The organism is Caulobacter sp. 10L414 (genome assembly GCF_056395525.1).
The window spans coordinates 1-13,435 of sequence record NZ_JBFTJR010000096.1 but is presented as its reverse complement, the minus strand read 5'-3'; the positions used below and the strand labels follow the sequence as shown (position 1 = coordinate 13,435).

Sequence of the window (13,435 nt, the reverse complement as noted above, 5' to 3'; positions counted from 1 at the left end):
GCTCCGGATCGGGCAGCGCCGCGGCCAGGGCCTCGACGCTGACGGGCCCGGCCGCGGCGAGCGCGGCGGCGACCTCCGGCTCGTGGACCGGCTCCACCGGCGCCTCTGCCTGCGGGGCCTCGTCCTCGACCACGTCCTCCGGGGCCGCGACGGGCTCGGGGGCGTAGAGCACGGCCGCCTGGGCGCCGTCGGCGGCGGCCAGGGTGGCCGAACCGGCGGCGGCCGAACCGATCGTGGGCAGCACATAGTCCTTCATGCGCTGGCGGATCAGCTTCTTATCGATCTTGCCGGTGGCGCCCAACGGGATCTCGTCGACGAAGACGACGTCGTCGGGCATCCACCACTTGGCGATCTTGCCCTGCAGGAAGTCGATGAACTCTTCCTTCGTCGCGGTCTCGCCTTCCTTCAGCTTGACCAGCAGGATCGGACGCTCGTCCCACTTGGGGTGCGGCACGCCGATGACGGCGGCCAGGGCGGCCTTGGGGTGGCCGACGGCGATGTTCTCGATCTCGATGGTGCTGATCCACTCGCCGCCGGACTTCACGACGTCCTTGGCGCGGTCGGTGATCTGCATGAAGCCCATCTCGTCGATGGTCGCCACGTCGCCGGTGTCGAAGAAGCCCTCCTCGTCGAGGATCTTGCCGCCGGCGCCGCGGAAATACTCGGCGGCGATGATGGGGCCGCGGATCTTCAGGTGGCCGAAGGCCTTGCCGTCGTGCGGCAGCGGCTTGCCGTCGTCGTCGGTCAGCTTCAGCTCGACGCCCATCGGCGGGCGGCCCTGCTTGAGGCGGTAGGGGATCTGCTCGTCGTAGGACAGCTTCTCCAGTTGGTCGGTCATGGTCGACAGCGTGCCGACCGGCGAGGTCTCGGTCATGCCCCAGGCGTGGACCACCTCGACGCCGTACTTCTCGTGGAAGGCGCGGATGATGCTTTCCGGGCAGGCCGCGCCGCCGATCACCACCTTCTTCAGCGTGGTGATCTTCGAGCCGGTGCTCTCCAGGTGCTGCAGCAGCATCTGCCAGACGGTAGGCACGGCGGCCGAGAAGGTGACGCCCTCGGTCTCGAGCAGCTCGTGGATCGAGGCGCCGTCCATGCGGGCGCCCGGCATGACGATCTTGGCGCCGGTGGCCGGGGCCGAGAACGCCACGCCCCAGGCATTGGCGTGGAACATCGGCACCACCGGCAGGATCACGTCGCGCTGCGACAGGCCCATCACGTCGGGCTGCATGGTGATGAAGGTGTGCAGGAAGTTCGAGCGGTGCGAGTACATCACCCCCTTGGGGTCGCCCGTCGTGCCCGAGGTGTAGCAGAGGCCGGCGGCCGTGCCCTCGTCGAAACCGCCCCAGACGCAGTCGGCCGACTGCTCGGCGACCAGATCCTCGTAGCACAGCAGGCCCTTGAAGTGCGGGGCCTCGCCGGCGAGGTGGAAGTCCTTGGGCATGTGCTCGCGGTCAGTGAAGACCACCACGTGCTCGACATTGGGCAGGCGGGGAACGATCCCCGCGATGATCGGCAGGAACGTCAGGTCGGTGAAGATCACGCGATCGCCGCCGTGGTCGGCGATCCAGGCGATCTGCTCGGGGAACAGGCGCGGGTTCAGGGTGTGGCACACCGCGCCGATGCCCATGATCCCGTACCAGGTCTCGATGTGGCGAGCGGTGTTCCAAGCCAGGGTGCCGACCCGGTCGCCGGGCTTGATCCCCAGCGCCAGCAGGAGGTTGGAGACGCGCTTGGCCCGATTGTGGATCTCGGCGTAGGTCGTGCGGACGATGGGGCCTTCGACCGACCGGGTGACCACCTCGCGGCCGCCGTGCCACTGGGCGGCGTGATCGATGATCTTGTCGAGCGTCAGAGCGCCATGCTGCATCAGACCTTGCATCGAAACCGCTCTCCCGCGTCCTGCTTATCGTTGTTCAGGAGAGGCTAGCGGCGCCCGCCCGGCGGCGCAACGCATGGCTCGCCCCAGGCGAGCAAGGCGAACGCGCCGACTTTGCGCGCGCCTGCACGGAGGCGTAGAGTATCGAGGCTTACACACGGCCGCGCTGATCGGCCGCATGGCCCGTTCACTCCCAGAACGCCGTTTTTCGGTTAGCTTCAGCGCGACCTGGTTCGCTCCAGGTTGCGGGACGGGGTGCACGGCCATGCACTGGCTCGATGCTCTAGGCGCCGACGAACGGCTCGACGAAGTGGCGAACGACACGCGCCGCCTGACGATGTCGCGTCTGGTGTCCGCCGCCTTGGTGGCCATGGTCGTCGGGATCGCTCTGGGTCCAGCCATGGCCGCCGGCTGGTTCGGCGCCCTGGCGGCCGGGGAAGCCCTGGCCTCCCCGGTCATCCGCCGGTTTACCGGCCCCGTGAGCAACCGCGACCGGGCGCTGTTCGTGCTGGCCTCGATCCCGATCAACGTGGTGTGGTCGTGGCTGGCCGTGGCGCTGTGGATGTTCCCGCACCAGGATCTGCGGCTGGCCGCCCTGGGCGTTTGCGCCGGCCAGATCATCTTCACCCAGAACTTCCGGCACCAGCCGATCAGCCTGCTGGCGATCACCACCGCCCCGCCGCTGCTTTGCCTGGTCGCCTTCCCGTTCCTGACCAGCGCGCCGCACGGCATAGGGTCGCTGACCAACCGCTGGGCGATCCTGATGCTGGTGGCGACCACCATCAACGCCATGCTGCTGAACCGCGCCGCCGCCCGCAAGATGGACGAGCTGACGCGCGGCCTGCGGCTGGAAAAGGAACGCGCCCTGGCCGCCTCGCGGGTCAAGTCGGTGTTCGTGGCGACCATGAGCCACGAGATGCGCACGCCGATGAACGGCCTGCTGGGCCTGGCCCACGCGCTGAAGGCCACCGACCTGGACGAGCGCCAGCGCGACTATGTCGAGCTGATGATCCATTCGGGCGACAGCCTGATGCAGCTGCTCAACGACGTGCTCGACATCGCCCGCCTCGACGCCGGCGAGGCCGAGCTGACGCCCTGCGACTTCGACCTGCACGACCTGGTCCACGCGGTGGCCGACACCTGGCGCGACATGGCCATGGTCCGCGGGCTGGCCGTGGACGTCCGCATCGATCCCTCCGCGCCCGCGCGCCTGCACGCCGATCCCGCCCGGATCCGGCAGGTGCTGAGCGGCCTGCTGTCGAACGCCCTGAAGTTCACGCGCGTGGGCGGGGTGACCATCGAGGTCTCGGGCCAGGGCGCCGCGCCCGACGGGCGCGAGACGGTGGCCGTGCGCATCACCGACACCGGCCCCGGCATCGACCCGGCCTTCGCCGAGCGGATCTTCGAAAGCTTCACCCAGGCCGACGAGAGCGTGTCGCGCGCCTATGGCGGCATGGGGCTGGGCCTGACCATCGCCCGGGCGCTGGCCCGCCGGATGGGCGGCGACCTCAGCCTGGAGCCGGCCGAGCGCGGCGCGCGGTTCCTGTTCCTGATCCAGGCCCCTCGCCCTGAAGCCCCGCCCCTGCCCGCGCCGGCGTCAGAGGCGGCCGAGGACGACGGCGGCACGCCGCGCGTGCTGATGGCCGAGGACAATCCGATGAACCAGATGGTCGTGCGGCTGATGCTGGAAGCCGCCGGCGTCGACCTGACGGTGGTCGAGGACGGCCGCCAGGCGCTCGACGCGCTGAAGGCCTCGCACTTCGACTGCGTGCTGATGGACATCAACATGCCGGTGATGGACGGGGTGACGGCCCTGTCCGAAATCCGCTCGGGCGCGGCCGGGGCGGCGAATACGCCGGTGATCGCCCTGACCGCCTCGGCCATGGCCGGCGACCGCGAGCGCTTTCTGAAGCTGGGCTTCGACGAACACCTGGGCAAGCCGGTCAAGCCGCTGGACCTGATCTCGGCCATCGCCATGGCGGTGGACCGCACGCCGCCGCCGGCCGCGGCGGTGGGGTAGCGCCTGCGGCGCGCCCTAAAGGAACCTCCCCCTGTGGGGGAGGTGATCGCGAAGCGATCGGTGGGGGGAGTGAGCTCGGAACCCGCAGCCTCGCGGAAGCTGAAGCCGTCCCCCCACCGGCCTTCGGCCGCCTCCCCCACAGGGGGAGGTTCCTAGAACGTCACCCCATCTGCTCGGCCAGGGCCCTGGCCTCGTCCTCGAAGGCGCTGACCGTATCCACGCGGCGCCAGTCGATGTCGCCGGTGTCGCGGGTCAGCTGGCTTTCCAGCACGGCGACGTCGGCGTCGGAGGCGTCGTTGACGCGGGCGGCGACGCGGGCGCGCAGGACGTCGGCGGGGGCTTCCAGCCAGACGCCCTGGAAGGCCACGTCGAGCTTCCTGGCGAGCGCCTCGGCGCGGGCGCGCTGCTCGGGCTTGATGAACACAGCGTCGACGACGACCGAGCGGCCGGCCTTCAGCACGAGTTCGGCGTCGCGGAACAGCTCGTCATAGACCTTGTCGCTGACTTCGGCGGTATAGGCCTCCTTGGGCAGGCGCTGCAGCGAGGGCACGTTCCACAGGCGCTTGCGGATCTCGTCGGTGCGCAGGACCACCGCGCCCGGCGCCGCGCCCAGGCCCGGCGCGCAGACGCGGGCGAAGGTCGACTTGCCAGAGCCCGACAGGCCGCCGGTGGCCACCAGGCTGACCGGCTTGGGGGCCAGGTGCTCGATGGCCGTGGCCAGATAGGCGCGGGCGGCCTCGTCGTCGCCGGTATAGGCCCAGACGTGGGTGCGCACGGCGGCGCGGACGCTGAGCATCAGCGGCAGGGCGGCCAGGCCCGTCCAAAGCCCCTCGCCGAAAGTCCGCGCGGCCTCGTCGAGATAGGCGTTCAGCACCCGGCCGGCGGCGTCGCGACGACGGCGGAAATCCAGGTCCATCAGCAGGAAGGCCAGGTCGTACTGCACGTCGATGTCCGACAGGGCGTCGTTGAACTCGATGCAGTCGAAGAGGATCGGCTTGCCGTCCTCGATCAGGATGTTCCCCAGGTGCAGGTCGCCGTGGCAGTGGCGGGCGAAGCCCTCGGCCGCGCGGGCGTCGAGCTGCGGGCCCAGGCGCTTGAGCGCCAGATCGGTTTCCTCGACCAGCCGCTCGACGGCCTGGGCGCCCAGGCGCGGAGCCAGGCCCCGCAGCAGGTTGGCGTTGGAGGCGATGGTGTAGCCCAGCGCCGAGACGCCGCCGCCCTGCGGGCGCAGCGCGGCGCCGGCGTGGAATTGGGCGATGGTGCGGCCCAGCGACTCTTCCAGCGCGTCGTCGATGGCCCAGGGCTGGGAGGCCAGCACCGACTCGCCGTCGAACCGGCGCATCTCCAGCAGGTACTCGACCACCTCGCCGGCCCCGTCGATCTCGATGCCGCCATCGGCGGTCCGGGTCAGCTGGCGCACGGCGCGATAGATGTCGGGCGCGGCGGCGCGGTTGAAGGAAAGCTCGCGCTGCAGCGACCAGCGGCGCAACTCCAGGGTCGAATAGTCCAAGAAACCGAAGTCGACCGGGCGCTTCACCTTGAAGGCGGACTCGCCCACCAGGAACACCCGAGCGCAGGAGGTCTCGATGGTCTGATCGGCCTTTTGGCCAAGCCAAGCCGCCACTTCCTGTTCGCGCGCCGCTTCCGCGTCCTTGATCACGCCGTCCAACCTTCGTCTTCGCCCGCCCGATCGGCGGCGCCCGGGCGTCCCATAGCGCAAAGTTCGGTGCAAGTCCTCGCGGACGCTTGTGCGATCTACTTACGCGATAGTAGCGTTTAACCATCACAGTCTGATGTTGAGGAATCCCATGCTCATCGGCGCCGGACTGAAGCGGTCCGAGCACAAGAAGGCGGAGATCCTGGCCGCGGCTCGCGACATCTTCCTCAAGGAAGGCTACGCGGACGCCGGCATGGAGGCGGTGGCCCGCGCGGCGGGCGTCTCGACCGCCACGTTGTATGCCTACTTTCCCAGCAAGGCCGAGCTGTTCCGAACCGTCGTGGTCGACAGCGTACGGACGATGGCCGAGCCGGTGCGCGAGAGCGCCAAGACCGGCGGCGACGCCCGCGCCCGCCTGACCGCCCTCTCCCGGGCCTATGCCGAGTTCTTCGCCACGCCGGCCACGCGGGCGATGTTCCGGATGGTCACCGCCGAGCGGCGGCGCTTCGAGGGGGTGGCCGACCACTTCCTGGGGGCGGCGCGCGAGTCCCTGGGCGGGGCGGCGATCCAGGTGGTCAAGGAACTGAACGCGAGCGGCGAACTGAAGGTCGAAAAACCCTCGTGGGCCGCGGGCCAGCTGATGGGCATGCTGGACCACGCCACCCTGGTGCTGGGCCTTTCTGCCGGCGACGAGGTGCAGCCCGACCGTCCGGTGAACCAGATCGCCGAGGACGCGGTGGAGACCTTCCTGGCGCGCTACGGCGCGGGGTGAGCGCGCTCGACGATCAAGGTCGAGCGTTGCGCCGGCACAACTTACGGCGCAACTGCGCTAGGCTGGGGGTCTCTGGGGGAAGACCATGAAAACGACATTTCGCGCCGCCGGCGCCGTGGCGCTGGCCGCGCTGGCCCTGTGCGGGTTCGCGGGCCAGGACGGCTATTTCGGCGATCCGGACGGGCGCAACTATGGCGATCCGCAGTTCGCCGCCAGCCAGGCCCTGTGCCGCGCGGTGCGCGACCGCGCCCCGCCGCCGGAAGATCTGCCCGACGCGGCCACGGCCAAAACCCTGGAGGGCTGCTTGTCCGAGGCGCTCTACTATGGGATCGGCATGACCGCCGATCCGGTGCGCGCCCGGCAATGCGCGATCCTGGAGATGAAGAACCAGGACAAGCCGTACGAGGCGTTCGCCGGCGCGGGCATGCTGATGACCATCTACGCCAACGGCCGGGGCGCGAAGAAGGACCTGGACCTGGCCGTCCGCATGGCCTGCGCCGTCTGGGGCGCGCCGGTCGACAACGACAACCTGGTCCAGGCGCTGGACCTGCGCCGGCGGGGCGGGTCCGCGAACGAGCCCTTCGACTACTGCTCCGATGTGATGATCGGCGCATCGAACGTCTCGGGACCGATGTGCCTGACGCACGAGGCGCAGGTGGCCGAACCTGTCCGCGCCGCCCGGCTGGCGGTGCTGACGCGCGACTTTTCGCCGGCGGCCCGCCAGGCCTATGAGGCGCTGAACGCGGCCGAAGCACGGTTCATCCAGGTTCGCCAGGACAACGAGTCCCCGCCGGGCGCGCAGAACCGGGGCGTTCCGCTTCGGATTTCCGAAGACGCCCGCGACGTCCATGTCGAGCAACTGGAGCAGCTGTCGGGTTCGGCCCGCGTCACGGGCGCAGGCGAACACCGCTCCTATGACCGGAGCCTGAACCAGGTGTACCGCGTCGCCCTGGGCGAACTGCCGCCGCGGCAGGAGGCGCAGACCGGCGACATCACCCGCGAGGGCGTGCGCGAGACCGAGCGGGCCTGGATCGCCTATCGCGACGCCTGGCTGGCCTTCGCCCCGATCGCCTGGCCCGGGGCCTCGACCGAGGCGCTGGCGGCGCGGCTGACGCGCGATCGCGTCGGCCAGCTGGCCTGCATCCTGGCCGACTTCGAGATCGACCCGAGCTACGCCCAGCGCTGCTCGGGGTACTGAGACGTTCTCAGGGGAACAGTCGGCTGGTCGTCCAGGCGCCGTCGACGCGCTCATAGACCAGACGTTCGTGCAGGCGGAACGGCCGGTCGCGCCAGAACTCGATGATCTGCGGAACGATGCGGAAGCCCGACCAGTGCGGCGGGCGCGGCACCTTGCCGATCAGGCCGTACTTCAGGCCCATCTCGGCCACGCGGCGCTCCAGCGCCAGGCGGTCGGGCAGCGGCCGCGACTGGTCGCTGGCCCAGGCGCCCAGCTGGCTGTGGCGGGCGCGGCTGGCGAAATAGGCGTCGGCCTCGGCCTCGCTGACCGGCTCGACCAGGCCGCGCACCCGCACCTGGCGGCGAAGCGACTTCCAGTGGAACAGCAGGGCGGCCTTGGGATTGGCGGCCAGTTCGCGACCCTTGGCGCTTTCCAGGTTGGTGTAGAAGACGAAGCCGCGGCTATCGACGTCCTTGAGCAGCACCATGCGCGAATCCGGCATGCCGCTTTCGTCGACGGTCGAGACGGTCATGGCGTTGGGATCGTTCGGCTCGGACTTGCCGGCCTCGGCCAGCCACTCGCCGAACAGGTGGATCGGATCGCCCTCGGGCAGCAGCGGCGGCGGGGTGGCCGAGGCCACCTGGGCGACATAGTCGTCCTCGCTGGGCGAGGCGGGGATCAGCGGCGCGTCGGTCATGCCCTGGATATAGGCCCGTGCGCGGCCGGGGGCCATGCTTGACCGGACACGTAAGAGACGGCCGCCGCCGATCGCCGCATCCCGCGCCCGAAGAAGTTAACTTAACGCCCCGTTGACCAAGTCGGCGCAGGGTCGCGGCATGACCGCCGCCTCGGCCCCTTCCCTGTCCCTTTCCGCCGCCCGCGCGATCCTGGGCGTCGCGCCCGGCGCCGACGAGCGCGAGCTGCGCGCGGCCTATCGCGAAGCCGCCAAGCGCGCCCATCCGGACCGTCCCGGCGGCGATGCGGCCCTGTTCCGCGACGTGCTGACCGCCTACCGCATGCTGCAGGGCGTCGAGCCCCCGGCCGGCCTGGGCTTTCCGCCCGCCACCGTGCAGACCCCGGCCATGCCGAGCCAGGCGGTGCTGGAGATCGAACCGGCCTTCGCCTTTTCCGGCGGCGCGCTGGAAGCCGAGATCGGCGGCCGCCGCCTGCGCCTGACCCTTCCCGCCGGCCTGCGCCAAGGCGACACGGTGCGGGTCGGCGAAACCCTGCTGACCGCGCGCATCAAGGCCGATCCGGCCGCCCTGGTGCGCGGCCACGACCTGTGGCTGACGGTGCGCCTCGACGCCAAGGTGCTGGCCGAGGGCGGGCGCGTGGAGCTGGACACCGTCATCGGCCCGCGCACCGTGTGGATCTCGACCAAGGCCGCCGAGCGGGGCCTGGTGCGCCTGAACGGTCAGGGCCTGCCGGCCCGCGCCGCCCATACCGCCGGCGACCTCTTCCTGCGCCTGGAGCGCACCGGCGCCGTGCACGAAAGCGCCGCCCGCTCGCAGCTGAAGCGCTTCGCGGCCGCCTGGGCGGCCTGATCGCTCACGACGCGTCGGCGAAGCCCTTGGCGCGCAGCGTCAGGCGCCCCGCGCGCGGGTCGTGCTCGAACACCAGCCCGCCGCTCACCCGCGATCTCTGCGGAATGTAGTCCAGGGTGGCCTGCGCCGTTTCCGGCGCGCCCCGTCCGCTCAGCACGCCCTCGATCGCCACCTGGGCGGCCGAGGATCCGCCGTGGTTGATCGCCTCGACCTGCGCCACGAAGCCATGCGGCGTCGGCGTGACCTCGATCAGCCGCACCTCGATGGCCGGCGGCGAGCGCTCGCCCAGCACCGCGTCCCAGGCGACGAAGCCGATGGCGGCCAGGGCGCAGGCCAGGCCGATCGCCGCCGAGATCCATTCCAGCAGCGGCGGCGCGTTCGGCGACGACGGCTTGGCGGGCGCGGGCTTGCGCCGGGCCGGTGCGCGCTTGGCCGTCGCCATCAGACCACCAGCCGCGCGGTGGCCGCGCCCAGCGCGGCGGGAAAGGCCAGGACGATGGTCATGGTGGCGATCTCGTGCGGGGCGACGCCGTCGGTGCGCCCGAAGGTCCAGAGCAGATAGAGGCTGACGACCAGCGCCACGCCGTAGCCTGGCGCGGTAAAGGCGACGAAGGTGCGCAAGGCCCCGCCCGCCTCGCGCCGCCGGCTCTCGCCGGGAAAGCCCAGCCGGTAGACGAAGACGTGCAGCAGCAGCACCGACAGCGCCATCAGCAGCAGGGCCTGCAAGGGCCCCATCTGGTAGGCGATCAGGATCATCTCCTCCGTCGGGGCGACGGTGAAGGCCAGGAACAGCGCGCCGACCGCCATCAGGAAGATCTCGCCCAGCGTGCCGGCCCGCTCCTTCTCGTGCGTGGAGGGCGCGCCCTCGCCCAGCTGCTTGCCGGCCACCAGGGCGCCGATCGCGCCCGGAACCGCGCAGAGGGCGACCTTGCCAAGGTCGGCCTGGAACGACAGCCCCTGCCGGAAGAGCACGCCGAACACCGCCAGCAGCACCCCGGCCAGCAGAAAGCCGACGCCGAAGGCCGCCAGCGCATCCAGCACCTCGTCCCTCAGGCGGAAGGTCGGCTCGAACCCGGCGTAGTAGGAAAGCCCCAGCAGCATGGGCAGGGACAGCAGCAGAAAGGCCAGCAGCCGCGTCCGCTCGACCGCCATGCCCAGCGACCACATCTCCATGGTCATCAGCAGCGGGAACGAGAACAGCAGCGCGCCGCCGAACGCGCGGGCCAGGGCCCGACCATAGGCGGCGTTTGCGTCCAAGGCGGCTCCTCCCGTGACCGCCCCTGCAACGGCCAGGCTTGGCGGCGGGTTCCGCCTCAGGCGTAGGCGATCAGACGCCCCAGAACCCCGACCGCGACCCACAGCCCGAGCGAGACCAGCGCCATGAGCCGGGCCGCCGGCGGCGCGGCGGCGTCCCAGGCCGGCAGGCGAGCGCTCCACAGCAGGCGGAAGGCGACGGCGTTGGCCACGGCGACGACGATCAGCACGAGCTTGCAGCGGAACACGGCCGAGCCGGCCAGGGCCTCGGCGTCGGCGGCGAACAGGACAAGGCCCGTGGGCGCCATCAGCGCCAACCCGGCCGCCGCCATCGGCGTCAGCACCCGCGACAGGGCCGCGACCGGCAGCGCCCGGAAGGCGCCCGCCAGTCGCAGATCGAGCAGGCCAATGCCGCCGACCAGCAGTACAAGGCCCGCCAGGTGCAGCAGGTTGGCCAGCGGATAGGCGTAGGCCGAGCCCCGCGCCCAGGCCCCGAACGCGGAGTCCTGCAGCGCCGAGACCAGCTCCACCTAGCGCAGCTCGACCGTCTTGCCGTCGACCGTGACGCGCTCGATGCGCATCTCGGCCACGCCGTCCTTGCGCGGGTAGCCTTCGAGCGTGACCGCCTTGCCCGAGGTCAGCATCTCGCGCGAAAGGCCCCGCGCCTCCATGCGGGCGACCGGGGCCAGCACCACGTCCCAGTCCTTGCCCGCGTGGCGCACCTTGGCCGCGCCATGGGGATTACCCCAGCTGACGTCGGTGAGCGGCGCGGTGATCTTGAGGGTCTTGTCGGCGTCGTAGGCGCTCCAGCCGTGGTGGGCCAGGGCGGCGGCGGGAACGACGAGCACGACGGCGGCCACCGAGAGCGGCATGAGCCTGAACATGGGTCTTCACCTCTTCACGTCCCGACAGGCGAAGTGGGACACGAAGCGACGGCGGGAGCAAGCGCCCCCATGGTCACTCCAACGTCATCCCCGGCGTCCAGCCGCTGGCGGCGAGGAAGGCGCGGGCGTCGGACACGGTGAGGATGTCCCGCAGGGCCGCGCGCTTGTCGCGGGCCCTGGCGTAGTAGGCCTTGGCGATGCGGTAGCCGGTCCAGTAGCCGAGATCGGCGGGCTTCTCGGGCGTGGAGTTGTAGAACCAGGCCGACAGGTCGGTCTTGTCGAGGTCGGCGGCGAAGGCGGTCTCGATCTCGCGCTCGCGGCCCTTGGTCAGGGGCTCGAAATAGACGTAGGCGGGGTGGCCGATCAGCAGCTCGGTGACGAACTCGGCGCCGCCTTCGAGCAGGGCCGTCTCCAGCACGGTGGGGTTTTCCTTCTCGGTCAGCAGCGGGTTCTGCTGGGCATGGGCGTACTCGTGCAGCAGCACGCCGACGAAGCGGCTCTCGGTGTCGGGGTTCATGAACTCGGTGGCGCACAGGGCCTCGAGCCCGACCTGGACGCCGGTGACCGGACTGCCGATCGCCACCGGCTTGCCGCGGCCGACCGCCACGGTGACCGTGGGCACGCGCGCCTGCGGATAGAAAGCCGTGAACTTGCCCAGGGCCGTATCCACCCGCCCCTTCACCTTGGGCAGCACGTCGGCGCAGGCGCGAGCCTTCCGATACAGTTCAGGCCGTGCGGCGATGGCTTCGGCCAGCCGGGTCGCGGTCGTGCGGCGAGCATCGAAGAAGGTGCGCAGGCCCGGCGAGCCCGCGTCGATATAACCGGCCTGAAGCTGCTCGGCGCTGGGGCGGCCGCCTGCCTGATCGTAGAGCCGGTAGAACAGGTCGACGTCGGCGGTGTCGAGACTGGACGCGGCCCCTTTCGTCCAGGCCGGACCAGCCAGAACCATCGCCGCCGCCAGGCCGGTCGTCAAAATCCAGGATCGCACGGCCCCTCCCCTTTTCTTATCGCGCGGCGAAACTGGCCCGCCGAAGCCGCGAAGATCAAGGGCTTGGCGACCGCGCCCGTCCCGGGCGTGTCAGCAGCTTCCAGGCCGCCGCGAGAAAAATCGCGACGCCGCCCTTGAAGTTATATCGCGCACGATTAAATCGTTCTCACCAATTCAATCGCAGGAGCGAACCCGATGAGCACTCTCTACCAAACCCGCGCCACGGCCACCGGCGGCCGCGAAGGCGGCGTCCGCAGCAACGACGGCCTGCTGGACGTGCGCCTGGCCATGCCCAAGGCCCTGGGCGGCAAGGAAGACGGCACCAATCCCGAACAGCTGTTCGCGGCCGGCTACGCCGCCTGCTTCCAGAGCGCCATGGCCTTCGTGGCCCGCCAGAAGAAGATCCCGCTGACCAGCTCGACCGTCACCGGCGTCGTGGGCCTCGCCGCCCAGGAAGTCGGCTTCAAGCTGGAAGTGGCGCTGGAAGTCGAAACCCAGGGCCTTTCGCAGGAAGAGGCCGAAGCCCTGGTTGCCACGGCGCACCAGGTCTGCCCCTATTCCAACGCCACCCGCGGCAACATCGATGTCGCCCTCAACGTAAAGGCTGCATGACCTCGGACGCCGACATAGCCCTGGACAAAGCGGTCGAGGTGTTGCGCCTCGACCGCCAGCTCTGCTTTGCGCTCTACAGCGCGGCCAACCGGGTCACGCGCCTGTATCGGCCGCTGCTGGACGCCCTGGGCCTGACCTATCCGCAGTACCTGGCCATGCTGGTGCTGTGGGAGCACAGCCCGCGCACCGTCGGCGAGATGGGCCAGGCGCTGGACCTGGAGTCCAGCACCCTGACCCCTCTGCTGAAGCGACTGGAGAGCGCCGGCCTGATCGTGCGCAGCCGCGATCCCGACGACGAGCGGCGGGTGATCATCTCGCTGACCGACGCCGGCGACGCCATGCGCGAACAGGCCCTGGGCGTGGCCGAGCAGTTCTTCTGCCGGCTCGACACGCCGATGCCCGAGCTGGTGGACCTGCGCGAGCGGCTGAAGCGGCTGGCGGTGTAGGCGCCTTCTTCTCTCCCGTCATTCCCGCCCTTGTGGCGGAACCGAAAGGGCGTATGGGGCGGACCGCTGGCGGTCCGCTTGCGCCGCACAGGCGCGCAGCCAACTTCGGTTTGCGGCCCATTGCGGACCTTAGATCCTCCCCCTCTGGGGGAGCTGTCGCGGAGCGACTGAGGGGGCAAGCGCCGGCGCCGGCCCCCTCCGGCCC

14 protein-coding genes are annotated in these 13,435 nt (G+C 70.6%); 6 read left to right on the top strand and 8 right to left on the bottom strand.

Annotation, left to right across the window (positions count from 1 at the left end):
- On the bottom strand, nt 1-1,879 hold a 1,879-nt coding region (locus AC1DCG_RS23920; protein ID WP_477041714.1), incomplete at its 3' end, for a long-chain-fatty-acid--CoA ligase.
- Between the two features lie 262 nt (nt 1,880-2,141).
- Between AC1DCG_RS23920 and AC1DCG_RS23915 the strand changes: the two genes are divergently transcribed.
- Nucleotides 2,142-3,896 (top strand): response regulator, encoded by a 1,755-nt coding sequence (locus AC1DCG_RS23915; protein WP_477036969.1) that lies wholly within the window; start codon nt 2,142-2,144, stop codon nt 3,894-3,896.
- Between the two features lie 160 nt (nt 3,897-4,056).
- Here the strand turns inward: AC1DCG_RS23915 and AC1DCG_RS23910 are convergent, their stop codons facing one another.
- Nucleotides 4,057-5,556 (bottom strand): bifunctional aminoglycoside phosphotransferase/ATP-binding protein, encoded by a 1,500-nt coding sequence (locus AC1DCG_RS23910; RefSeq protein ID WP_477036968.1) that lies wholly within the window; start codon nt 5,554-5,556, stop codon nt 4,057-4,059.
- Between the two features lie 148 nt (nt 5,557-5,704).
- Here AC1DCG_RS23910 and AC1DCG_RS23905 point away from each other — a divergent pair, with 148 nt between their 5' ends.
- The gene (locus AC1DCG_RS23905) at nt 5,705-6,325 is read left to right on the top strand and encodes a TetR/AcrR family transcriptional regulator (RefSeq protein ID WP_477031284.1); all 621 of its coding nucleotides are present in this window, start codon (nt 5,705-5,707) and stop codon (nt 6,323-6,325) included.
- A gap of 85 nt (nt 6,326-6,410) precedes the next feature.
- Complete coding sequence (locus AC1DCG_RS23900; RefSeq protein ID WP_477031283.1) at nt 6,411-7,523, top strand: lysozyme inhibitor LprI family protein; 1,113 nt, start codon at nt 6,411-6,413, stop codon at nt 7,521-7,523.
- Nucleotides 7,524-7,530: 7 nt separating this feature from the next.
- Here the strand turns inward: AC1DCG_RS23900 and pdxH are convergent, their stop codons facing one another.
- On the bottom strand, nt 7,531-8,199 hold the full coding sequence (pdxH, locus tag AC1DCG_RS23895; protein ID WP_477031297.1) for a pyridoxamine 5'-phosphate oxidase: 669 nt from the start codon (nt 8,197-8,199) through the stop codon (nt 7,531-7,533).
- Between the two features lie 139 nt (nt 8,200-8,338).
- On the opposite strand from pdxH, the gene AC1DCG_RS23890 reads away from it, so the two are divergent.
- Nucleotides 8,339-9,046: a DnaJ domain-containing protein gene (locus AC1DCG_RS23890; protein ID WP_477031282.1), complete on the top strand. Its 708-nt coding sequence runs from the start codon at nt 8,339-8,341 to the stop codon at nt 9,044-9,046.
- A gap of 4 nt (nt 9,047-9,050) precedes the next feature.
- Here the strand turns inward: AC1DCG_RS23890 and AC1DCG_RS23885 are convergent, their stop codons facing one another.
- From AC1DCG_RS23885 to AC1DCG_RS23865, 5 genes are all read right to left on the bottom strand, one after another.
- Nucleotides 9,051-9,488 (bottom strand): hypothetical protein, encoded by a 438-nt coding sequence (locus tag AC1DCG_RS23885; RefSeq protein ID WP_477031281.1) that lies wholly within the window; start codon nt 9,486-9,488, stop codon nt 9,051-9,053.
- On the bottom strand, nt 9,488-10,303 hold the full coding sequence (locus AC1DCG_RS23880; RefSeq protein ID WP_477031280.1) for a TIGR02587 family membrane protein: 816 nt from the start codon (nt 10,301-10,303) through the stop codon (nt 9,488-9,490). Before AC1DCG_RS23880 ends, AC1DCG_RS23885 begins: the two co-directional genes overlap by 1 nt.
- Nucleotides 10,304-10,359: 56 nt before the next feature.
- Nucleotides 10,360-10,830, bottom strand: coding sequence for a hypothetical protein (locus tag AC1DCG_RS23875; RefSeq protein WP_477036967.1), 471 nt, complete (start codon nt 10,828-10,830; stop codon nt 10,360-10,362).
- Nucleotides 10,831-11,184: a DUF6152 family protein gene (locus AC1DCG_RS23870; protein WP_165259195.1), complete on the bottom strand. Its 354-nt coding sequence runs from the start codon at nt 11,182-11,184 to the stop codon at nt 10,831-10,833.
- Between the two features lie 73 nt (nt 11,185-11,257).
- On the bottom strand, nt 11,258-12,172 hold the full coding sequence (locus AC1DCG_RS23865) for a DUF2268 domain-containing putative Zn-dependent protease (protein ID WP_477031278.1): 915 nt from the start codon (nt 12,170-12,172) through the stop codon (nt 11,258-11,260).
- 195 nt (nt 12,173-12,367) lie between these two features.
- On the opposite strand from AC1DCG_RS23865, the gene AC1DCG_RS23860 reads away from it, so the two are divergent.
- Entirely contained in the window at nt 12,368-12,784 is a 417-nt protein-coding gene (locus AC1DCG_RS23860; protein WP_165259197.1) for an organic hydroperoxide resistance protein, read from the top strand.
- The gene (locus AC1DCG_RS23855) at nt 12,781-13,230 is read left to right on the top strand and encodes a MarR family winged helix-turn-helix transcriptional regulator (RefSeq protein ID WP_477031277.1); all 450 of its coding nucleotides are present in this window, start codon (nt 12,781-12,783) and stop codon (nt 13,228-13,230) included. The genes AC1DCG_RS23860 and AC1DCG_RS23855 overlap by 4 nt, the downstream gene beginning before the upstream one ends.
- The last annotated feature ends 205 nt before the right edge of the window (nt 13,231-13,435 follow it).

Coding starts and splice junctions, on each gene's coding strand:
- AC1DCG_RS23860 (WP_165259197.1), top strand. CDS start 12,368: ATGAGCACTCTCTACCAAACCCGCGCCACGGCCACCGGCGGCCGCGAA.
- AC1DCG_RS23915 (WP_477036969.1), top strand. CDS start 2,142: ATGCACTGGCTCGATGCTCTAGGCGCCGACGAACGGCTCGACGAAGTG.
- AC1DCG_RS23855 (WP_477031277.1), top strand. CDS start 12,781: ATGACCTCGGACGCCGACATAGCCCTGGACAAAGCGGTCGAGGTGTTG.
- AC1DCG_RS23885 (WP_477031281.1), bottom strand. CDS start 9,488: ATGGCGACGGCCAAGCGCGCACCGGCCCGGCGCAAGCCCGCGCCCGCC.
- AC1DCG_RS23870 (WP_165259195.1), bottom strand. CDS start 11,184: ATGTTCAGGCTCATGCCGCTCTCGGTGGCCGCCGTCGTGCTCGTCGTT.
- pdxH (WP_477031297.1), bottom strand. CDS start 8,199: ATGACCGACGCGCCGCTGATCCCCGCCTCGCCCAGCGAGGACGACTAT.
- AC1DCG_RS23890 (WP_477031282.1), top strand. CDS start 8,339: ATGACCGCCGCCTCGGCCCCTTCCCTGTCCCTTTCCGCCGCCCGCGCG.
- AC1DCG_RS23900 (WP_477031283.1), top strand. CDS start 6,411: ATGAAAACGACATTTCGCGCCGCCGGCGCCGTGGCGCTGGCCGCGCTG.
- AC1DCG_RS23905 (WP_477031284.1), top strand. CDS start 5,705: ATGCTCATCGGCGCCGGACTGAAGCGGTCCGAGCACAAGAAGGCGGAG.